This is a genomic window from Streptomyces sp. NPDC111507 (genome assembly GCF_055638955.1).
In genome coordinates this window covers 153,655-173,819 of the sequence record NZ_JBVKBU010000020.1, presented here as the reverse complement: position 1 = coordinate 173,819, position 20,165 = coordinate 153,655, and the positions used below count along the sequence as shown (strand labels likewise).

Sequence of the window (20,165 nt, the reverse complement as noted above, 5' to 3'; positions counted from 1 at the left end):
CAGGCGAGGCCGAGCATGGTGGCGAGTGTGCCGGTGGTGGAGGACAGACCGAACGCGCTGGACAGGGCCATGATCGCGGCCATCGAGATGCCCACACCGATGATCGCGGTGAGCAGCGGCAGCCCGGCGGCGGTCAGCGAGCCGAAGGTGATGATCAGGACGAGCGCGGCGATGGCGATACCGATGGCCTCGGCCGAGCCGCCCGCGGAGGGCTGGGTCGCCAGCGCGGTGCCGCCGACCTCGACCGTCAGACCCGCGTGCTTGGCCTGCGCGATGGCGTCCTTCAGGGCGTTCTTGCTGGCGTCGGTGAGGTCGTCGGCCTTCACCTTGTAGGTGACGGTCGCGTACGCCGTCGTCGCGTCCTTGCTGACCGCCTTCGCCTGGAAGGGGCTGACCGCGCTGGCGACCTGCGTGCCGTCGCCGGCCTCGTTGACCAGCTTGGTGATGGTCTTCTTGTTCTCGGCGGCGGTGATCTTCTGGCCGTCGGGGGCCACGAACACGATCCGGGCGCTGGCGCCGTCGGCGGTCGCCCCGGGGAAGCGCTGCTCCATGAGGTCGAATGCCTTCTGGGACTCGATCCCGGGCATGGAGTTGTTCGGATCAGGAGCGGCGGGGGCCTTGGCGGCGCCGAAACCGACCGCGGCCAGCACGGCCACCCATATGAGAGCGACGTACCAGCGCCGCCGGAAGGCCGTACGGCCCAGTCGATAAAGGAAAGTAGCCACAGGAGGGGTCTCCAAGGTCTGTGTTCGGGGCAGCGAGCGGTGGGGCGCTGCGAGGGCGAGGGCATGCCGGGGTGTTCTGTAAGCGCGTCGGGCCGCCGTCGGAGCGGCAGGTGCGTCAGGCCGGGGTCGGCGTCCTGCGGCCCTGCGTTTCGAGGGCCTGTGTCCCGCGGTTCTCTGTTCCGCGGCTCCGCATCCCGTGGTTCTCTGCCGCGCGGCTTCGCGTCCCGCGGCTCTGGAGGAGGCCGAAGCCCGCGCCGAGCGAGACGAGGCCCATAGCGGCGGCGGCCGTGATCCCCTGCACGCCGTCGAGGGCGAAGCCGGCGGCCGCGGCGACGACTCCGTTGAAGAGGAACAGGAACCAGAGCACCGGAGGGGAGGAGAGGAACGACTTGACCGGTTCCTTCTTGGCGATACGGGAGCCGGCCACGAGGGAGAGGGCGAGCCCGCCGTAGGTGGCCACGTCCTTCTGCGTGCCGTCGAACGCGGCACCGGAGGCCACGGTGGCGGAGAGGCCGACCAGGAACAGCGACCGGAGCACGATCGAGGAGAGCAGCGACTTCATGAACCTTTTCCTTCGGCGGGAGTCTGTAGGGGCGTGAGCTTCCGGATTCAACGATCCCGTCGGAAGCTCGCCGCCACGAGTGAGTGCTCTCCCGAACCTGTGGTGTAGCGGGCTACACCATCTATCCGGAGCCTGCTCTCCCGCGCAGCCGCATCAGGCGTGCCTAGCCTGGACGGCATGGGAACGACGGTGCGGCAGGCGGCGCGAGCCACGGTCCAGTTGGGACGGGCCGCCGTACTGGCGTTCGGCTCGATCATCTTCATCACGGTGCTGCTGTTCACGGCCGTCGCCACCCTCGTGGTGGTCGGTGCCGGACTGCTGCCCGAGACGGTGCTCTTGGTGCGCCGCTTCGCCGGCGCCAAGCGACGCCAGGTCGCCGAGTGGACGGGCCGGGAGATCCCCGAGGCGTACCAGCGCGTCGAGGGTCCGCTCCGCCGGCGGCTGCGCACCGCGGTGCGTGACCCGGGCACCTTCAACGACCTGCGCTGGATGGTCGCCCACTACGCCTACGGCTTTCTGGGCGTCCTCGCGCTGCCGCTGTGGCCGGCCGGCCTGCTCGTCGACGGCGTACGACAGGGTGTGCTGGGCCGTTCACCGCTGGTCCTGCCGCTGATCAGCCGTCTCGCGGACCTCGACGCCGGATGGTCCACCGCCCTGCTCAAGCCCTCACCCAAGGCCCTGCTCGCGGAGCGGGTCGAGGAACTGACCGAGACCCGGGCGGGCGCGGTCGCCGCGCACGAGGCCGAACTGCGCCGCATCGAGCGGGACCTGCAGGAGGGTACGCAGGCGCGACTGGTGTCCCTCTCCCTGCGGATCGGCATCGCCAAACGGGCGTACGAAAGCGACCCGGACGCCGCCCGCGAACTCCTCGACGACGCCCAGGACCAGGCCGAAGAGGCGCTCACCGAACTGCGTCATGTCGTCCGTGGCATCCACCCGCCGATCCTCACCGACCGTGGACTCGTCGGGGCGGCGCGGGCGCTCGCGGCGAGCAGCGGGCTCGACGTGACCATGGACGTGGACGGTCTGGAGGACGGGGCGCAGAACGGATTCCGGGCCCCCGCGGCGATCGAGGCGGCCGCGTACTTCGTGCTGGCCGAGGCGTTGACGAACGCGGGCAAGCACAGCGCATCGGAGCGGGCGGCGGTCCGGCTCGCCCGTACGCCGACGGGGCTGAGCGTGGTCGTCCGCGACGAGGGCCGCGGTGGCGCCGACGAGGCGGCCGGTTCGGGACTGATCGGTATGCGACGGCGGGTCGCCGCGCTCGACGGGGCCGTGCGCCTGACCAGCCCTGTCGGGGGGCCGACGGTGATCGAGGTGGACCTGCCGTACGAGTGGTGACGCCCTCGGCGTTTTCAGGCTCCCTCGCCTTCGGGCTCCCTCGTTTTCGGGCCCTTCGTTTTCGGGCTCCCTGTAGAGGGCGATTTCCCGTCGACTTCAGCTTTCTCAGGATTCTTACCCTCCTCACAGCCCCACCCCATGCCCCTGACGGCTGCCCTTCCTAGCTTTCCGATCATGACGAGAAGCCACAAAGACACTTCGGTCACCCGGCGCCGTGCGCTCGCGGTGACGGGCGGCACCGTCGCCGCGGGCGGGCTCGCGGTCGCCGGCTACCAATCGGCGTTCGCCGACGAGACGACCACCGCCACCGACGCCGAGGCGACCGCCCCGGCGACCTCGACCTCCACCAGCAGTGGCCAGTGCGTGCTGATGTCCAGCGTCACGGAAGGGCCGTACTACCTCGACGGCGCTCTGGTGCGCAAGGACATCACCGAGGGCAAGGGCGGCGTCCCGCTGACGCTGCGCATCACGGTGCAGGACACCACCGACTCCTGCGGCCCGGTCGCGGGCGCGGCCGTGGAGATCTGGCACTGCGACGCCTGGGGCTACTACTCCGGCTACACCACCGCCAACCCCGGCGGCTCCGCGCCCGCCGAGAGCGAGGACGGCTCGACCGCGAACGACCAGACCTACCTGCGCGGCTACCAGGTCGCCAACGCCAACGGAGTCGTCAAGTTCGAGACGATCTTCCCCGGCTGGTACACGCCCCGCACCACGCACATCCACGTCAAGGTGCACACCGGCGGCGAGAAGGCGGACGGCACCTACGAGGGCGGCAAGGTCAACTTCACCGGCCAGCTCTTCTTCGACGACGACATCGCCGCCGAGGTCCAGGCCCTGGAGCCGTACTCCAAGCACACCGGCAGCTACACCAAGCTCGCCGACGACATGGTGTATGACGGCGGCGGCACCTCCAGCGGGCTGCTCGTCCTCAAGCCGGTCCACAAGAAGGACCCGTCCAAGGGCTTCAAGGGGTCCATCATCCTGGGCATCGACCCCGACGCCGAGAGCACCGGCGCGGGCAGCGGTGGCGGTGGTACGCCCCCGAGCGGCGCTCCGACCGGTACGCCGCCGAGCGGTGCCCCGAGCGACGCCCCGAGCGACAGTGCCAGTCCGTCCGCCTCGGCGTCCTCGTAGGGCTCGCGCGTGAGTGGCCGCGAGGACGAGACGCTGGCGCGGGCCGCCGTGGCCGCGCTGACAGGGCAACTGGAACTCACCCCCAAGCCCGGCCTGCCCGATCCGCGGGATCTCGGCGCCCGGGCCACCCGCCGGGACCTGTGTTCCCTGCGCTGGTCGGCCAAGGCGCTGACGCCCGGCCTCGCGGCCATGGCGGCCGCCGCCCGCCGCATCGGCGGGCCCACGCCCGAACTCCGCACGGAACTGGGCGCGATCGGCCGGTCCACCGAACACTCGGTGACGCTGGCGGGTGGTGGCCACCGCGGGGCGCTGTGGGTCCTGGGTTTCCTGGTCGCGGCGGCGGCCCTGGAACCAGGAGCCAAGGGTTTTGAGGTCGCCACCACCGCCAAGCGGATCGCGGCGCACCCCGACCGGCGGGCGCCGCGGCGGCCCTCCCGGGGGTCGTCCATGTCCGCGAAGTACGGCGCGGCCGGGGCGCGGGGCGAGGCACGCGCCGGATTCCCGCACGTACGATGGGCGTTGGACGCGCTCGCCGCCTCCCGCTCCGCCGGCGCGGCCGAGCCGTACGCCAGGCTCGACGCCCTCCTCACCGTCATGTCCACCCTCCAGGACACCGAGTTGCTGTACACGGCGGGCCCGCACGGGCTCCGGCACGTCCAGGCGGGTGCCCGGGGCGTGCTGGAGGCAGGCGGTACGGCGACGGAGGCCGGCCGCGCCGCTCTGGCCGCCTTCGACGACGACCTCCACACGCGCGCGTGGAGCCCGCGTGGCACGGGGGGACTGCTCGCGGGCGCCCTGTTCGTGGACTCGCTTCCGGTGGTGGTCAGTTCGCCGGCACGGGTTGCCGCTTGACCCGGTCCTGGGTCTGATTCCCGCCCCGGTCGTGGTCCTGATTCCGGTCCTGGTCCTGGTCCCGGTCCTGATTCCGGTCCTGGTTCCGGCGGTGGGCTGTCACCTCCTGCGTGGCGGCCCACCGCACCGCTGGGCCCATCCCGTACGAGGCCCCCAGCATCAGTCCCCCCAGCAGCAGCCATCCCGGCGTGCCCCAGCCCACCAGCAGTGCGGTCAGGACCAGCGGGCCCGCGGTACGCGCCACCGTGACGCCCGTGCCGAAGAAGCCCTGGTACTCGCCCATGCGGTCGGCCGGGGCGAGGTCGAAGCCCACCTGCCAGGAACCCACCGACTGCTGCATCTCGGCGAAGACCTGGAGCACCGCGCCCGCCACCAGGACCCCAGCCGCGACCCACGGCGAGGCACCGGCGGACAGTGCGAAGACCGCGCAGGACACCAGCATCACGAGCCCGGAACGGCGTATCGCGCGCGTGGCCGGGGCGAGGCCCGTCACACCGCGCGCCATCCGCACCTGGAAGACCATCACCGCAACGGTGTTGAGGACGAACAGCGCGGAGACCAGCCAGACGGGCGCCTGGGTGCGCTCGGTGATCCACAGCGGGATGCCCAGACTGAGCAGCGGCATCCGAAGCAGCAGCACGGTGTTGAGGAAGGTGACGAGCACGTACGGGCGGTCGCGCAGGACACCGGCCCCGTGACCGCGCCGTACGGTCACGCGAGGCACGGACGGCAGCCGCAGCAGCACACCCGCGCAGAGCAGGAAGCTCACCGCGTCCAGCGCGAACACCCCGAGATACGCGTCCCGTGTTCCGGCGTGCAGTGCGAGCCCGCCGAGGCCCGCCCCCACCGCCAGACCGGCGTTGAGGGTCGACTGAAGATGGGCGAGCAGCCCGGTGCGCTCCCCGGCCGGTATCAGCCCGGCGAGCAGCGCCTGCCGGGCCGCCCCGAGCCCCGACTGCGCGGAGGCGTACGCGCAGGCCGCGAGGACGAAGGGCGGGAAGCCGCGGACGACCAGGAAGGACGCCACCGCCGCTCCGGTCGCGAGGGCCAGCAGCACCGCCGTGCCACGCGGCCCGCGCCGGTCGGCGAGCCGCCCCAGCGGTACGCCCACAAGGGAGCCGATCGCCCAGGAGACGGTCAGCCCGAGCCCCACGCGCGCGGGGGCCAGCCCCACGACATGCGTGAAGTACAGCGCGGAGGTCACGTAATAGGCGCCGTCCCCCACGGAGTTGGTCAGCTGGGCGACGGCCAGGACGCGTTGCGGTCCCGCGGGCGGGACGAGGCGGCTCGACCGCGCGGATGCTGCCGGATTCGTCATGGCTTCGACGCTACGGGCCCGGTGGACCCGTCAACAGGCCCAATTCTTATGCCTTTTCGCGACCCAATTGGCTCCCGCCCGGCACCCCCCGGCTCCCGTCCAGCACTCGCCCCAACGCCGCCAGCGCTTCCGGATAGATCCGCTCCCGGGGAGTCCCGTAGCCCACGACCAAGCCCTGAGGGCGCCCCTCGCCGCGCTCGTGCCAGTGTTCGCCGAGATGCCCGACGGCGAGCCCCTCCTCCTCCGCCCGCGCCAGTACCTCCGCCTCGTCCGCCACGTCCACCAGTGCGTGCAGCCCGGCCGCGATACCGCGTACGCTCCTGCGCGCCCCCAGCCGGTCGAGCAACTGGTCCCGGCGCCGCCGGTACCGCAGCCGGCAGGCGCGCACATGACGGTCGTACGCGTGGCTGGTGATCATCTCGGCCAGCGCCAACTGGCCGATGGACTCGGTGTGATGGTCGCTGTGCAGCTTCACGTCGGCCACCGCGTCGACCAGGTGCGGCGGCAGCACCATCCAGCCGAGCCGCAGGGCGGGGCCGAGCGTCTTGGACGCCGTACCCAGGTAGGCGACCTGCCCCGGTGCCATGCCCTGGAGGGCGCCGACGGGTTGCCGGTCGTAGCGGAACTCACCGTCGTAGTCGTCCTCGACGATCAGTCCGCCGCGCGCGCGTGCCCAGTCGGTGAGCGCCCGCCGCCGCTCGGGGTGCAGGGTCACCCCGGTCGGATACTGATGGGCGGGCGTGACGACGACCGCGTCCGCCAGTGAGGAAGCCAACTCCCCCGCGCAGGCGCCTCGTTCGTCCACCTTCAGCGGCACCACCGTGCCTCCGCCCCGCCGCACCACGTCCCGGTGGAACGGCAGCCCGGGGTCCTCCATCGCGACCACCCCGCCGTCCAGCACGCGCGTGAGGAGTGCGAGCCCCTGCACGTATCCCGAGGTGATCACGATCCGCTCGGGCGGCGCGATCACGCCCCGGGCCCGTCCCAGGTAGCCCGAGAGCGCCGTCCGCAGTTCGATCCGGCCGCGTGGGTCCCCGTAGTCGTACGCCAGGGAGGGCGCCGTCGCGATCGCGCGGCGCAGCGCCCGCAGCCACGCCGCCGCCGGGAACGTACCGACGTCCGGGCTGCCCGGCCGCAGATCGAAACGGGGCGCACGCGCGCGGGGAGCCCCGACGGCCTCCGACACGGCGTCCGCGGGAAGCACCGCGACCTCGGTGCCCGACCCCTGCCGGGCCGTCAGATACCCCTCGGCGACCAGTTGGTCGTACGCCCCCTTGGCCGTCCCGCGCGAGATGCCGAGTTCGGCCGCGAGCCGCCGGGTCGGGGGCAGCCGTGTGCCCGGAGCGAGCCGTCCGTCGCGCACCGCGTCCCGCAGAGCCCGCTCCAGCCCGGTCCTGCGCCCCGCGGCCACGTCCGGTTCCAGATGCAGATCCACCCCGACACCGGACCAGAATTCGGCGCCCACTCATCCCCCCCCCGTGAGTTCCCCGCGCCCAAAGGGGCGCGGGGAACCGCGCGACCAGCCACGACCTACCCGCAGACGAATGGCCGGGCACGCACTTCTCGTACCCGGCCGTCAGCCCTACGTCAGCCCTACGTCAGTCCTGCGTCAGCCCTGGACCAGCCCCAGGTCAGCTCTTCAGAGCCGCCATCCACGCCTCGACCTCGTCGGAGCGACGCGGCAGCCCCGCCGACAGGTTCCGGTTGCCGTCCTCGGTCACCAGGATGTCGTCCTCGATGCGCACGCCGATGCCCCGGTACTCCTCGGGGACGGTCAGGTCGTCCGCCTGGAAGTACAGGCCCGGCTCGACCGTCAGGCACATGCCCGGCTCCAGCGTGCTGTCCACGTACGTCTCCGTCCGCGCGGCGGCGCAGTCGTGGACGTCCATGCCGAGCATGTGGCCGGTGCCGTGCAGGGTCCAGCGGCGCTGCAGACCCAGCTCCAGGACGCGCTCGACCGGGCCTTCGACCAGACCCCACTCGACGAGCTTCTCGGCCAGCACGCGCTGCGCGGCGTCGTGGAAGTCGCGGTACTTGGCACCGGGCTGCACGGCCGCGATACCGGCCTCCTGGGACTCGTACACGGCGTCGTAGATCTTCTTCTGGATCTCGCTGTAGCGGCCGTTGACCGGCAGCGTGCGCGTGACGTCGGCGGTGTAGAGCGTGTGCGTCTCCACGCCCGCGTCGAGCAGCAGCAGGTCTCCGGAGCGCACGGGCCCGTCGTTGCGCACCCAGTGCAGCGTGCAGGCGTGCGGGCCGGCGGCGCAGATCGAGCCGTAGCCGATGTCGTTGCCCTCGACCCGGGCGCGCAGGAAGAAGGTGCCCTCGATGTAGCGCTCGCTGGTCGCCTCGGCCTTGTCCAGGACCTTCACGACGTCCTCGAAGCCTCGCGCCGTCGAGTCGACGGCCTTCTGCAGCTCGCCGGCCTCGAAGTCGTCCTTGATCAGCCGCGCCTCGGAGAGGAAGACCCGCAGCTCCTCGTCGCGCTCGGCGGTGACCTTGTCGGTCAGGGCCGCCTCGATGCCGGCGTCGTAGCCGCGCACGACCCGGACCGGGCCGGTGGCCTCACGCAGCTTTCCGGCCAGCTCCCGCACGTCGGAGGCGGGGATGCCGTACAACTGTTCGGCCTCGGTGAGGGAGTGGCGGCGGCCGACCCACAGCTCGCCCTGCCCGGACAGCCAGAACTCGCCGTTCTCGCGGTCGGAGCGCGGCAGCAGGTAGATCGTCGCCTTGTGGCCGCCGTTCCCGTCCGGGGCGACGGTGGGTTCCAGGACCAGGACGCCGTCCTCGGTCAGGTTGCCGGTGAGGTACGCGTACTCGACCGAGGCGCGGAAGGGGTAGTCCGTGTCGTTCGAGCGCGTCTTCAGGTTGCCCGCCGGGATCACCAGGCGCTCGCCCGGGAAGCGCGCGGAGAGCGCGGCTCGGCGGGTGGCGGTGTACTCGGCCTGCGCGATCGGCGTGAGGCCGCGCAGCTCGGTGTCGGCCCATCCGGACTTCATGTTCTCGGCGAGCTCGTCGGACACGCCGGGGTACAGGCCGTTCTTGCGCTGCTTGATCGGCTCTTCTTCGCCCGCTTCGTCAGCGGCATCGTCGAGCACGGCTTCCGGGGTCTCCGGGTTGAGCGCCTCCGACACGGTCTGCCTCCTAGATACGACTCTGGATCTTCCCCTCCAGCTCTCTGCTGTGCTCGAGCAGGGGGACACTCATCATCGTACGGTCGTACAGGAGTGGGCCCAGGGCCGGAAGTCCTGTTACGCGCGGAACTCGGCGCGGCGGCCCCAGAGCGGCACGCGAAGCCTGGACCTCACCCTCACCCCAAGTGCAGACCTCACCCCAAGTGCAGACCTCACCCCAAGTACAGACCTCACTCGAAGCGTGGACCTCACTCGAAGCGTGCCGCCAGGAGTACGACGTCCTCCGCGCTGTCCGCCTCGTCCAGCCCGTCCGGCAGCACGGACCGCAGAACATGGTCGGCGAGCGCGCCGGGATCCTCACGCAGCGTCCTGGGGACGCTTGCGGCCGCCGCGTGCAGCCGGGCGAAGGCGCGGTCCATGGGGTCGCCGGTGCGGTGCAGCAGGCCGTCGGTGTAGAGCAGCACGGTTTCGCCGGGCTCGGCCGTCAGTTCGACGCTGGGCGCCTCCCAGCAGGCGAGCATGCCCAGGGGCGCGGACAGCGAGGTCTCCACGAATTCGGTGCGCCGCGCGCCGATCACCAGCGGCGGGCTGTGTCCGGCACCGGCGAGCGTGATCTTGCGCAGGGCGGGCTCGCAGTACGCGAAGAGGGCGGTCGCGGAGCGGGCGGGCTCGGTCAGGCGCAGCAGCAGCTCGAGGTCGGACAGGACGGCGACGGGGTCCTCGCCCTCCATCACGGCGTACGCCCGCAGGGAGGCCCTCAGCCGGCCCATGGCGGCGACGGCGCTGGGCCCGGCCCCGGTGACGGAGCCGACCGCGAGGCCGAGCGCGGCGTCGGGCAGCGGCAGCGCGTCGTACCAGTCGCCGCCGCCGCGCGGGCCCGTGCGGTGCCGGGCGGCGAGCTGGACACCGGAGACCCGGGGCAGCCGCGGCGGCAGCAGCTCCTGGGAGATCGTCTTCATGCACGCGCGTGTGCGGTCCAGTTCCAGCAGCCGTGCCAGGTGTTCGGTCGCGTAGCGGGCGTAGAGGCCGACGAGGTGGCGCTGGCGCTCCACCGGTTCGGCGGGTTCGTCGTAGAGCCATACGGCGGCGCCCAGCCGGCCCGCCGCCTTGGTGGACAGGGGCAGCGCGTAGCTCGCGGCGTAGCCGAGCCGGGCGGCCACCTCGCGGTGGCGGGGGTCGAGCCCGTCCTCGGAGAGGAGGTCGGGCTGGGAGATCTCGTCCTCGCCGCCGGGCAGCCCGTCCAGGATCCTGCCGTACGACATGGCGCTGCGCGGGACGGTCTCGATGTGGCCGAGGTCGGCGCGGGCGAGGCCCAGGCCGATGGTGGTGTCCGGGCCGAGTCCGTCGCCCGGTTCCAAGACGACGAGACCGCGCCGGGCACCCACGAGGGCGGCTCCGGCGCGCAGCAGTTCCTGCAGCGCGTCGTTCAGTGTCGCGGTGCGCACCAGGCGCTCGGTGAGTTCGTGGAGGGTGGTGAGGTCGGACACCCAGCCGGCGAGTCGATCTTGGAGAACGGCTCCGGGGCCGGTGGGCGAGGTGGCCGAAGAGGAGCCCGTTGCGGAGCCCGCCGTGGAACCCGTGACGGAGGTCGTGGGCGCGACAGTGTGTGCGGGCGCGGGAACCGTTGAATCGATTCCGGCCACTTTCGGAACGTGAGGGGCGTTCATGGCGTCCGGCTTTCCGACCGGTGCGTATTGCTCAATAGCATCGCAAACCCCCATGTCGTTCTGCGCCGCTAGCAGTGTCTCCACATGTACACGCACTCGTGAGGGGATGTCCAGCATTGTCCTGCTGGGATTCCTGGTGTCCATGAGACCCTCGGTAACCCTTGCGGGAAAGCAAAGTTGGCTTAAAACTGACTCGGGTAACGGGTCATTGAGGTCGACTGGCCTCGTTCGACGGAGCGTCACAGCGGTCGTGATGGGTACGTACTCGGTGAAGGCCAGGGGTGGTTGGGATCCGCCCGGAACCTGGCGACGGACCCGGGCGTCATAACCACCGACGACCGTGCCCCATCCTCCCGTGGCGGAGGCGGCAAGAAACAGCGGGACGGCAAAACGCCAGGCGCCGCCACCCCACGCCATGCCCATGCTTTAGACAGACGCAGTATGGACGCGGACGCAGCCAATGCTCGGCCCAGATGGGTTCCCCTTGCCCTACGCAGGGGTGTGATGCGCCAGCAGGTACGCACAGTGAAGTGATCGACACATGGTGTGATGTGATCCACGGTGTTGCCAGGCGTGCAACGGAAAGGAACGAGCGCTCATGCGCGAGATCCTCGGAAGGCGACGCAGGCTCCTGTCCAGGCGAAACAACGGGAGGCCTGAGATGCTCAGCGCGGCCCTGACCTTCGCGACCGATTGGCAGTGGCCCGTGCTCCCGGGTGTGGCACCGGACCCGCAGGGGCGTGCCCGCTGCGGATGCCCGGACCCGGAGTGCACGGTGCCCGGTGCTCACCCCTTCGACCCCGGCCTCCTCGCGGCCACCACCGACGAGCGCATGGTGCGCTGGTGGTGGACCAACCGGCCGTCCGCACCCATCGTGCTGGCCACCGGAGGCATGGCCCCCTGCGCGGTGAGCCTGCCCGCCCTCGCGGCGGCCCGCGCACTCGACGCGCTCGACCGCACGGGCATGCGCCTCGGTCCGGTCGTCGCGGCGCCCACACGCTGGGCGATCCTCGTCGCGCCCTACTCCATGGAGCAGCTCGGCGAGCTCCTCTACGCCAAGGACTTCGTGCCGGGGTCCCTGCGGTTCCACGGCGAGGGCGGCTACATCGCGCTGCCCCCGTCCGAGACCGGCCAGGGCCAGATCCGCTGGGAGCGCGCCCCACTGCCCGGCTCGGCCGCGCCGTGGGTGCCCGATGTGGAGGCCGTGGTGGACGCGGTGGTGGAGGCGCTCACTCGTACGGGTGTGAGCGCGCCCGAGTTGTAGGGCGCCCGGCGCGCGGTGAGCCGCGCGCCCACCCGCGCTCGTTATGTTCCGCACTATGCAGCGTCATTCCGGGGGACACCGAGCCCCATCGTCTCTACGTGCCGGGCCGGACCTCCAAAGGGTTCGCCTGGTGGCGCTGGCGGGCCTCGTGGTGTTCACGGTCGCCCTGCCACTGACCGTGGCCTCCGCAGGACCCGTCGGTGACGGGAGCTCCGAGGCCGTACGCGCGTCCCAGAGGATCGACGACAAGGGAACGGTGGCCCCCGCCGCGCCCCGTTCCGCTTCCGCGACCCCTCCCGCTTCCGCGCCCGTGCCCCGGCTTCTGGGCCTCGGCCGGGCCACCGCCGCCCGGTGCGGCCCCGAGCTCTCCTCCCCCGACGGCGTCGAGGCGCAGACCTGTGTCATGACCCAGGGGGAGGACACCTGGGCGCGCACCTACTACCGCAACGCGACCGGTGACGAGCTGAGCTCCGCACTGAGCCTCATGGGCCCCGGTGGCCGCACCGTGGAGATGAACTGCGCGGTGGGCGCCGAGGACGACCCAGGGGTGTGCGAGACGCCCAGAGGGCGTACGGCGGGGGGTGTGGGGGCGTACACGGCGGTCGCCGAGTTCGCGAGGAGCGCCGGGAGCGGGCCGATGCTGCTGCGGTCGGGAAGCGAGGTGGAGAGCGCCTCGGGGAGCGACTCCGAGAGCACCTCGGGAAGCGGCCCGTAGAGCGCCTCGGGGAGCAACTCGGCCCCGTAGCAAGGCTGTTGGCGCCGCAGGAAAATCCGTACATGGAAAGACCCGGTTGCTGGCGACGGGGGATGCACCAGCAACCGGGCTACTCGAACGGTAACAAGAGATCGGCGGTTCGCAAATTCGATCTCGGCTATTCGGACACGGATTTACCTGTCACCGCCGGGAGTTGTGACAGGAGTCACCTGCTCCGTGAAGCGCCGACCAGCTGACCGGTCGGTCAGTGCCCCAGCTGTGTGTCAGCTGAGCGTGACCTGTCGGTTCGTGAGGCCGCCGCGTGCCCGCCGCTCGTCCGGAGTGAGCGGTGCCTCCGAGGCCAGGGCGGTCGCGAGGCGCTCGGCGAACTCGGCCGCCGGCTTTTCCACGTCGTCGGCCGTGACGCCCGTCGGCAGGTCCCAGACCGGCACCGTGAGCCCGTGCGCGCGGAAGGAGCCGACCAGCCGCGTGCCCTCGCCGAGGCTCGAGCGACCGGCCGCGTGCAGCCGCGCGAGCGCGTCCAGAAGCTGCTCCTCGGGGTACGGCATCACCCAGCGCAGGTGGTTCTTGTCGGGGGTTTCGCACCAGTACGCCGCGTCCACGCCGGAGAGCTTCACGGTCGGGATCGCCGCCGCGTTGGCCCGCTCCAGGGAGGCGGACACCTCCGGCGTCGAGTGCTCCGCGTCCGGGACCCAGAACTCGAAGCCCGAGTGCACAACTGGCTCGAACGCGCCTTCGGGGTCGAGCAGTTCCTGCAGTCGCGGGCCGTCGGCCGGGGCACGGCGGCCCTGGATCGGGGTGCCGGGCTGGGCCGTGAGCGCGCGCTGGAGCGTGTCGGCGAGGTCGCGGCTGATGTCGCCGGACGCCGTGTCGTTCTGCAGGCCGATCAGGACCGAGCCGTCGTCGCGGCGCAGCGCGGGCCAGGCCATCGGCAGGACGGTGGCGAGCGTCACCGAGGGAACTCCCTCGGGCAGGCTCTCCTTGAGCTTCAGCTCGACCGTGGCGGCGGGCACCAGCTCGCGCAGCGCGACCCAGTCGCCCTCGCTCGGCAGGCCCTCGAAGGGGCGCTGGACCAGCTCCGTCACCGCGTGTGCGGCGGCCCGGCCGTGGCAGGCCTTGTAGCGGCGGCCGCTGCCGCAGGGGCAGGGCTCGCGAGCGCCGACTACCGGGATCTCCCCGTCCTTGAGCTGAGGCTGCTTGGCCTTCGTCTGGGGTCGCTTCTTGGCCATCGTGGGTGTCTCCCGATCACGGCTCGTCTCGTACTGGCGCGAGCCTAGCCGCTCGTACGTCAGCCGACGGGACCCTGTGGACAACGCACCGAGTCGGCCCGGAACCGGACCTTCCGTCCGGGGCTCCCGCCCACGGGTTTCCGCCCCGCTCCGCCCCGCTCCGTCGCGCCCTGCCCCGTCCTGTCGTGTCCCGTCCTGGTCAGTCCAAGTCGTCGAAGGCGTCCGCGAAGTCCAGCCCGGGCAGCCCCGTCACACCCGCTGACGCGACGCGCGTAGCGAAGTCGTCACGCCGGCGCGCGGCGGCCGTGTCCGTCACGTCGTCCTGGACGACGACCCACACGGTGACCTCTCCGTGGGTGTCGTCCCGTACGCCCCAGTCCTTGGCCAGCGCCGTGATGATGTTCAGCCCGCGGCCGCCGTGTGCGGTGACCGAGGGAGTGGCGGGAACCGGGCGGGTCGGACCACCGCCGTCCGTCACCTCGACGGTGAGCCTGCCGGACGCGTCGACGCGCCACGCGGCCCGGACGTCGCCGTCCCCGGCGAGGGCGTCGCCGAGGGGCCTGCCGTGCCGGCACGCATTGCTCAAAAGTTCGGAAAGGATCAGTACGGCGTCGTCGATGACCGATTCCGTCACTCCACCGGTGCGCAGTTGATCGCGCATCCGATGTCTTGCTTTACCCACGCCCGCAGGGCCATGGGGAACGGCCATGCTCGACGACGTGGGCACCTCCTGTGCCACCACCAACGCCACCCCCGAGACCTCCTTTGCCCCACGCCACGGTGTGGATGCCCCTCTGGACTGGACCGGAAACCGGCCAATCCACGTCTGCTGACGCACTCGTAACGATCGGATACGGAACGAACGCGCCGGTGCACTCCCTGTAACCGTGTGGCTGGATTTCGGCGGTGGTTGACGTGGTCCGACGGCCGCCGCGGCACCTCGAGCGATGGTTTCCGGACGGCGAGCCGCGAGGTCAGCGGCCGAGTTGGTGCAGCACCGTGCGTGGGCGGTTGGTGATGATGGCGTCGATGCCCAGTTCAACGCAGAGATCGACGTCCTCGGGTTCGTTCACCGTCCAGACGTGGACCTGATGACCGGCTCTTTTCAGCCGTTCGATGTATCCGGGGTGGCTGCGTACGATCCGCATCGAGGGGCCCGCGATCCGGACACCGGCCGGCAGTCGTCCGTCGCGCAGCCGGGGCGAGATGAACTGCAGGAGATAGACCGTCGGCAGCGTCGGGGACGCGGACCGGACGCGGTGCAGGGAGCGCGCCGAGAAGCTCATGACGCGCACCGGAGAGGTGGCGGCGCTCGCCGGGGCGTCCAGGCCGAAGCGCTTCAGGAGGAGCAGCAGCCGGTCCTCGACCTGGCCCGCCCAACGCGTGGGGTGCTTGGTCTCGATGGCCAGCTCCACGCGACGGCCCGCGTCGGCGACGAGTTCGAGCAGTCGCTCCAGGGTGAGGACGGAGGTGTCCTGCGGGTCCCCGGGGCCGTACTCCCAGTCGGGGGACTCGTCGCGGTTCTTCCAGGAGCCGAAGTCCAGGGCGGCGAGCTCGGCGAGCTCCAGGGCGGAGACGGCTCCGCGGCCGTTGGACGTACGGTTGACGCGGCGGTCGTGCACACAGACGAGATGTCCGTCCGCGGTCAGCCGGACGTCGCACTCGAGGGCGTCCGCACCGTCCTCGATCGCCTTCTTGTACGCGGCCAGGGTGTGCTCGGGAGCGTCTTCGGAGGCCCCGCGGTGGGCGACGACCTGAATCGGGTGCTGTCGTGCGTGGGTCACGGCGTCATGGTGCCACCGTCACAGGGCCGACGTGGGGGCCGAGACACCAGGAATGTTTCTTTTTAGTATAAAAAGCCCGATATAAAGAATGGTCCTGGACCCACAGCCACCGCTTATGGTGCTCTGACGTCCCGTGGGAAAAGCTGACGGCGTACAAAAAGCACATGCACACCAGCACAGCTGCATCGCGCCGGACCGTCTGACAAGCGTGAGTGAGCGTGACCGAGTGCGACCGAGAACAACAGCCGTGGACCGAGGAGAAGAGCTGTGAGCACCGAGAACGAGGGCACTGCAGTACCCCCGGCCCCGTCCGCACCTCCTGTGCCGGTGGAAACTCCCGCTGCCTCCGCGCAGAGCGCTGCGCCCGAAGGGGGCGCGCCGACCGCGCAGCTCCCGGCGGTGCCTCCGAGCGCCCCCGGCGCACCGGAGCAGCCGTACGCGTCGATGGGCGCCGGGGCTCCTGAGGCGCACGGGCACGCCCCCGGAGCGTCCGGAGCGCCGGTCTCCGCCGCCGAGGCGGGCTGGCCGCCCCCGCCGCCCGCCGTTCCCTCGTACGCGGACGGTGGCGGCTCGGGAGCGGGCGGTTGGGGCTCCTCCTACGAGCAGCCCGCGCCGAAGCCCAAGAACGGGCGCGGCGGCCTGGTCGCGGCGATCCTCGTGGCCGCGCTGGTCGCGGGTGGCGTGGGCGGCGGTATCGGCTACTCGCTGGCCAAGAACAACGACAACGCCACCGACTCGACGACCGTCTCCGCGCCGAGCGGCAGTGGCGACGTGAAGCGGGCCTCGGGCACGGTCGCGAACGTGGCCGCCAAGGCGCTGCCGAGCACCGTCACCATCGAGGCCGAGAGCACCAGCGGCTCGGGCGGCACCGGCACCGGGTTCGTCTTCGACACCCAGGGCCACATCCTCACCAACAACCACGTCGTGGCGGACGCGGTCGACGGCGGCAAGCTCACCGCGACCTTCCCCAACGGCAAGAAGTACGACGCCGAGGTCGTCGGCCACGCGCAGGGCTACGACGTCGCGGTCATCAAGCTCAAGAACGCGCCGTCGGACCTGAAGCCGCTCACCCTGGGTGACTCCGACGCGGTGGCGGTCGGCGACTCCACGATCGCGATCGGCGCGCCCTTCGGCCTCTCGAACACGGTGACCACGGGCATCATCAGCGCCAAGAACCGCCCCGTGGCCTCCAGCGACGGCAGTGCCAGCAGCAAGGCCTCCTACATGAGCGCCCTGCAGACGGACGCCTCGATCAACCCGGGCAACTCCGGTGGCCCTCTACTGGACGCCCAGGGCTCGGTCATCGGCATCAACTCGGCGATCCAGTCCTCGAGCAGCGGCGGTCTGGGCGGCACCAGCCAGTCCGGCTCCATCGGCCTCGGCTTCGCGATCCCGATCAACCAGGCGAAGCACGTCGCCCAGCAGCTGATCAAGACCGGCAAGCCGGTCTACCCGGTGATCGGCGCCTCGGTCTCCCTCGAGGACGGCACCGGCGGCGCGAAGATCACCGAGCAGGGTGCGAGCGGCTCCGCGGCGGTCACCTCCGGCGGCCCCGCCGACAAGGCCGGTCTCAAGCCCGGCGACGTCATCACCAAGCTCGACGACCAGGTGATCGACAGCGGCCCGACCCTCATCGGCGAGATCTGGACCCATCAGCCCGGTGACGTCGTGAAGCTCACGTACACGCGCGACGGAAAGACCCGCACGGCCGAGGTCACCCTCGGACAGCGCGACGGCGACAGCTGACCGGTTGGTCTTGTCGCCGTGCCACCGGCGATCGCCGGCGGCGCGGGGTGGGTTGCCCGAGCGGCCTAAGGGAACGGGCTGGTCAGAAGGGGTGCCTCTCGCTGAGAGGCACCCCTTCTGCATCGGGTCTGTCTCACCTTGATCCGGCTTCGTCACGTTGTGGATCAGTGTGTGTGGACCAGGCGTGGACCGGATGTCGGGCCGCGGGCAGGGCAGGCACAGGTCTCCTGGTGATCACAGCGCCGCAGTTCCGTGATCACCAGGGCCTGCGCCTGTTCTCCTACCGAGGCACTCCAACTCGCCTGTCTGCGCGAGCTCTTAGAAGATCTCCACAGTTCGAGCCGATGACGGGCAAGACCTCCACTCAACCTGAGAACGCCATCTGCCCTGCTGCTCAACGGCCGTGCCGCCCAGTACTCGCTGCCGCCCGAGGTGCCGCTCAGCCCACGGAGGCGGCGGTCGTGCTGTGCGAGCCTGGCCGCGGAGCCCCATGTCTCCTGACCGTGTGACGCACGCCACGGGAACCGGCCCCGCCGCGTGGACAAGGATGTACGTGGACTACTCATTGCACACCCGGATACGGGCAGGCGACCCCGAGGCGTTCCGCGAGCTCTTCCGTGACCACGCCCGACTGGTCCACCGGCACGCGGTGCGCGTGACCGGGGACTGGACCGTCGCCGAGGACATCGTCTCGCTGACCTTCTTGGAGGCGTGGCGGCTGCGCGCCAAGCTGCGGGACGAGGGCGACAGCCCGCGCCCCTGGCTGATGGGCATCGCCGTGAACGTACTGCGCAACACCACCCGCGCGGCGCGCCGTCACCAGCGGGCTCTGCAGCGTCTGCCGGCCAAGGAAGCGGTCCCGGACTTCGCCGACGAACTCGTAGGCCGCGTAGCCGATGCCGACGAGCTGGCCGCCGCCCAGCGGGCGCTCAAGAAGCTGCGCCGGAGTGAGCGCGAGGTCTTCACGCTGTGTGTGTGGTCCGGGCTCGGCTACGCGGAGGCGGCGGCCGTGCTCGGCGTCCCGGTCGGCACCGTGCGCTCGCGCCTGTCCCGCGCCCGTAAACGGCTGAGCAAGCTGGCCGACGAAGAACTGAGGAAACGCAGGGAACCGCTACCGCGCAACGGACAAGTACAGGGCGGCCGCACTTCTGCGGCCCGGTCACACGAGTCGTACGAGGAGAGGTCCGAATGATCCGCAAGAAGTCTCGGCGTGAGGAGTCGCTGGACGACGCGGAACTGGCCCGGTTGCTGCCGGCGCCGGGAGACCCGCACCTGTCGCTCGACCGTCACCTGCTTCTCGAGGAGCACCTGATGAACGAGATCCAGCGCACCGCAACCGTCCCCGTCCCCGCACTCGCCACTGCGCCGTCCCGCCGCCCGGCACGCCGTGTCCTGCTGATCGGTGTCCCGGTCACCGCCGCCGCCCTGGCCGGCGCCTTCGCCTTCACCGCGCTGACCAATTCCGGGGGCAGCGGCCTTGCCGCGGCCACCCCGCCCCCGGTCGAAGCGCCGGTCGTCCGCATCGAGCCCGGCAGCACCGCTCAGCTCGCCTCCACCGTCGAGCACATCGCCGCCGCCGCCTCGGCCGGCAAGACGCCCGAACCGGGCCCGGGCCAGTACATCTACATCAAGAGCAAGGTCTCCTACCTCTCCGTCTCGCACACCGACGCGGACGACTCCAAGACCTTGGTCGAGCCCCTGCACATCCGTGAGGCCTGGAATTCCCCCGACGGCAAGCAGGGCTGGCTGGACGAGCCCGGCTACCAGCCCAAGGGCGGTGTCACCCTCGACAACAACGTCAAGCCCAGCTTGGGCGCCGCCTCCTACGACTACCTCAAGACGCTGCCCACCGACCCGGACGCCCTGCTGAAGAAGATCTACAAGGAGACCAAGGGCCAGGGGAACTCCCCGGATCAGGAGGCATTCACCACGGTCGGCGGCCTGCTGGGGGAGCAGCTCGCACCGGCGAAGCTGAACGCGGCGCTGTACCGGGCCGCGGCCAAGATCCCCGGGGTGGTGGTGGTGGACCATGTCAAGGACGCCGCGGGACGCGAGGGCATCGCCCTGGCTCACGTCGACCAGAAGAGCGGCGACCGCACCGAGTGGATCTTCGACCCCAAGACGTACGCCTATCTCGGCAGCCGCGCTGTCCAGGTCAAGCAGGCCGACGGCATCAAGCCCGGCACAGTCCTCGAATACACCGCCGTGCTGGAGCGGGCCGTCGTCGACGCCCAGAAGCAACGCCCCGGCGCGCAAGGTACCGGTGCGTGAGAACGCGATCGCCCCGCTAGGCGGTGCGTATGGTGCCACGCGATCAGGACCAGCGCGTCGAGCAGTACTCCCGTCGTCGCGGGTGTCGGTTTCGCGGTCGTGGCCGGTCGGCACCGGCGCGGTGTTCATCGCGCGCAGGCGCCGTACGGTCGGCCAGAGCTCACGGCAGGCAGCACAACGCTACGAGGGAAGCAGGCCGCTCGGCGTGTCGTGGGTAGCCTGCTCGTACTCCGAACCGGCTCGGTGAACGGCCACTACTGGCGCCCGGGGTGTTGGCGGTCGCCCTTGCCGTCGTCTCAGCATCGAGGCGTGCCCCTCTTGCGGCGGCGACCCCGCCGATGGCCGCACCACCGAGCGCACCCAAAAGGCCGACGCCAGCAGACACGAGTGCCACAAGTCCTTGATCCATGAAGGCAGGAC

17 protein-coding genes are annotated in these 20,165 nt (G+C 71.2%); 8 read left to right on the top strand and 9 right to left on the bottom strand.

What is annotated here, in order from left to right; all coding sequences use genetic code 11:
* Positions 1-725: MMPL family transporter (locus ACZ7M2_RS45690; protein ID WP_471600307.1), on the bottom strand; the 725-nt coding region annotated here is incomplete at its 3' end.
* Positions 726-840: 115 nt separating this feature from the next.
* Positions 841-1,287: a hypothetical protein gene (locus ACZ7M2_RS45685; RefSeq protein ID WP_471600306.1), complete on the bottom strand. Its 447-nt coding sequence runs from the start codon at positions 1,285-1,287 to the stop codon at positions 841-843.
* Between the two features lie 177 nt (positions 1,288-1,464).
* Here ACZ7M2_RS45685 and ACZ7M2_RS45680 point away from each other — a divergent pair, with 177 nt between their 5' ends.
* The 3 genes from ACZ7M2_RS45680 to ACZ7M2_RS45670 all read left to right on the top strand — a co-directional run bounded on the left by ACZ7M2_RS45680 (position 1,465) and on the right by ACZ7M2_RS45670 (position 4,617).
* Positions 1,465-2,628, top strand: a complete 1,164-nt coding sequence (locus tag ACZ7M2_RS45680) for a sensor histidine kinase (protein ID WP_471600305.1) — start codon at positions 1,465-1,467, stop codon at positions 2,626-2,628.
* Between the two features lie 174 nt (positions 2,629-2,802).
* Positions 2,803-3,765 carry an intradiol ring-cleavage dioxygenase gene (locus ACZ7M2_RS45675; protein WP_471600304.1) on the top strand — a complete coding sequence of 321 codons (963 nt, stop codon included), beginning with the start codon at positions 2,803-2,805 and terminating at the stop codon, positions 3,763-3,765.
* 9 nt (positions 3,766-3,774) lie between these two features.
* Complete coding sequence (locus ACZ7M2_RS45670; protein WP_471600303.1) at positions 3,775-4,617, top strand: triphosphoribosyl-dephospho-CoA synthase; 843 nt, start codon at positions 3,775-3,777, stop codon at positions 4,615-4,617.
* On the opposite strand, the gene ACZ7M2_RS45665 is transcribed toward ACZ7M2_RS45670, so the two are convergent.
* The 4 genes from ACZ7M2_RS45665 to ACZ7M2_RS45650 form a co-directional block, all read right to left on the bottom strand.
* Entirely contained in the window at positions 4,589-5,935 is a 1,347-nt protein-coding gene (locus tag ACZ7M2_RS45665) for an MFS transporter (RefSeq protein WP_471600302.1), read from the bottom strand. The genes ACZ7M2_RS45670 and ACZ7M2_RS45665 overlap by 29 nt on opposite strands.
* A 46-nt stretch (positions 5,936-5,981) precedes the next feature.
* Positions 5,982-7,370, bottom strand: coding sequence for a MocR-like pyridoxine biosynthesis transcription factor PdxR (pdxR, locus tag ACZ7M2_RS45660; RefSeq protein WP_471600301.1), 1,389 nt, complete (start codon positions 7,368-7,370; stop codon positions 5,982-5,984).
* 196 nt (positions 7,371-7,566) lie between these two features.
* On the bottom strand, positions 7,567-9,069 hold the full coding sequence (locus ACZ7M2_RS45655; protein WP_471600300.1) for an aminopeptidase P family protein: 1,503 nt from the start codon (positions 9,067-9,069) through the stop codon (positions 7,567-7,569).
* A 248-nt stretch (positions 9,070-9,317) separates the two neighbouring features.
* Positions 9,318-10,853, bottom strand: coding sequence for a PP2C family protein-serine/threonine phosphatase (locus ACZ7M2_RS45650; RefSeq protein WP_471600318.1), 1,536 nt, complete (start codon positions 10,851-10,853; stop codon positions 9,318-9,320).
* A 481-nt stretch (positions 10,854-11,334) separates the two neighbouring features.
* On the opposite strand from ACZ7M2_RS45650, the gene ACZ7M2_RS45645 reads away from it, so the two are divergent.
* The gene (locus tag ACZ7M2_RS45645; protein ID WP_403700298.1) at positions 11,335-12,000 is read left to right on the top strand and encodes a bifunctional DNA primase/polymerase; all 666 of its coding nucleotides are present in this window, start codon (positions 11,335-11,337) and stop codon (positions 11,998-12,000) included.
* A gap of 55 nt (positions 12,001-12,055) precedes the next feature.
* Complete coding sequence (locus ACZ7M2_RS45640; RefSeq protein WP_471600299.1) at positions 12,056-12,715, top strand: hypothetical protein; 660 nt, start codon at positions 12,056-12,058, stop codon at positions 12,713-12,715.
* 263 nt (positions 12,716-12,978) lie between these two features.
* Here ACZ7M2_RS45640 and ACZ7M2_RS45635 read toward each other — a convergent pair whose 3' ends face one another.
* From ACZ7M2_RS45635 to ACZ7M2_RS45625, 3 genes are all read right to left on the bottom strand, one after another.
* Positions 12,979-13,944, bottom strand: a complete 966-nt coding sequence (locus tag ACZ7M2_RS45635) for a DUF5926 family protein (protein ID WP_471600298.1) — start codon at positions 13,942-13,944, stop codon at positions 12,979-12,981.
* Positions 13,945-14,143: 199 nt separating this feature from the next.
* A complete protein-coding gene (locus tag ACZ7M2_RS45630; RefSeq protein WP_471600297.1) occupies positions 14,144-14,782 on the bottom strand; it encodes an ATP-binding protein in 639 nt (212 codons plus the stop codon).
* A 136-nt stretch (positions 14,783-14,918) separates the two neighbouring features.
* The gene (locus ACZ7M2_RS45625; RefSeq protein ID WP_471600296.1) at positions 14,919-15,728 is read right to left on the bottom strand and encodes a glycerophosphodiester phosphodiesterase; all 810 of its coding nucleotides are present in this window, start codon (positions 15,726-15,728) and stop codon (positions 14,919-14,921) included.
* A gap of 267 nt (positions 15,729-15,995) precedes the next feature.
* On the opposite strand from ACZ7M2_RS45625, the gene ACZ7M2_RS45620 reads away from it, so the two are divergent.
* From ACZ7M2_RS45620 to ACZ7M2_RS45610, 3 genes are all read left to right on the top strand, one after another.
* A complete protein-coding gene (locus ACZ7M2_RS45620; protein WP_471600295.1) occupies positions 15,996-17,474 on the top strand; it encodes a S1C family serine protease in 1,479 nt (492 codons plus the stop codon).
* 547 nt (positions 17,475-18,021) lie between these two features.
* Positions 18,022-18,666, top strand: coding sequence for an RNA polymerase sigma factor (locus ACZ7M2_RS45615; protein WP_471600317.1), 645 nt, complete (start codon positions 18,022-18,024; stop codon positions 18,664-18,666).
* Positions 18,663-19,745, top strand: a complete 1,083-nt coding sequence (locus ACZ7M2_RS45610) for a CU044_5270 family protein (protein WP_471600294.1) — start codon at positions 18,663-18,665, stop codon at positions 19,743-19,745. The genes ACZ7M2_RS45615 and ACZ7M2_RS45610 overlap by 4 nt, the downstream gene beginning before the upstream one ends.
* Positions 19,746-20,165 lie beyond the last annotated feature (420 nt).

Coding starts and splice junctions, on each gene's coding strand:
- ACZ7M2_RS45635 (WP_471600298.1), bottom strand. CDS start 13,944: ATGGCCAAGAAGCGACCCCAGACGAAGGCCAAGCAGCCTCAGCTCAAG.
- ACZ7M2_RS45650 (WP_471600318.1), bottom strand. CDS start 10,853: ATGCTGGACATCCCCTCACGAGTGCGTGTACATGTGGAGACACTGCTA.
- ACZ7M2_RS45680 (WP_471600305.1), top strand. CDS start 1,465: ATGGGAACGACGGTGCGGCAGGCGGCGCGAGCCACGGTCCAGTTGGGA.
- ACZ7M2_RS45685 (WP_471600306.1), bottom strand. CDS start 1,287: ATGAAGTCGCTGCTCTCCTCGATCGTGCTCCGGTCGCTGTTCCTGGTC.
- ACZ7M2_RS45665 (WP_471600302.1), bottom strand. CDS start 5,935: ATGACGAATCCGGCAGCATCCGCGCGGTCGAGCCGCCTCGTCCCGCCC.
- ACZ7M2_RS45645 (WP_403700298.1), top strand. CDS start 11,335: ATGCGCGAGATCCTCGGAAGGCGACGCAGGCTCCTGTCCAGGCGAAAC.
- ACZ7M2_RS45615 (WP_471600317.1), top strand. CDS start 18,022: ATGTACGTGGACTACTCATTGCACACCCGGATACGGGCAGGCGACCCC.
- ACZ7M2_RS45675 (WP_471600304.1), top strand. CDS start 2,803: ATGACGAGAAGCCACAAAGACACTTCGGTCACCCGGCGCCGTGCGCTC.
- ACZ7M2_RS45610 (WP_471600294.1), top strand. CDS start 18,663: ATGATCCGCAAGAAGTCTCGGCGTGAGGAGTCGCTGGACGACGCGGAA.
- ACZ7M2_RS45640 (WP_471600299.1), top strand. CDS start 12,056: ATGCAGCGTCATTCCGGGGGACACCGAGCCCCATCGTCTCTACGTGCC.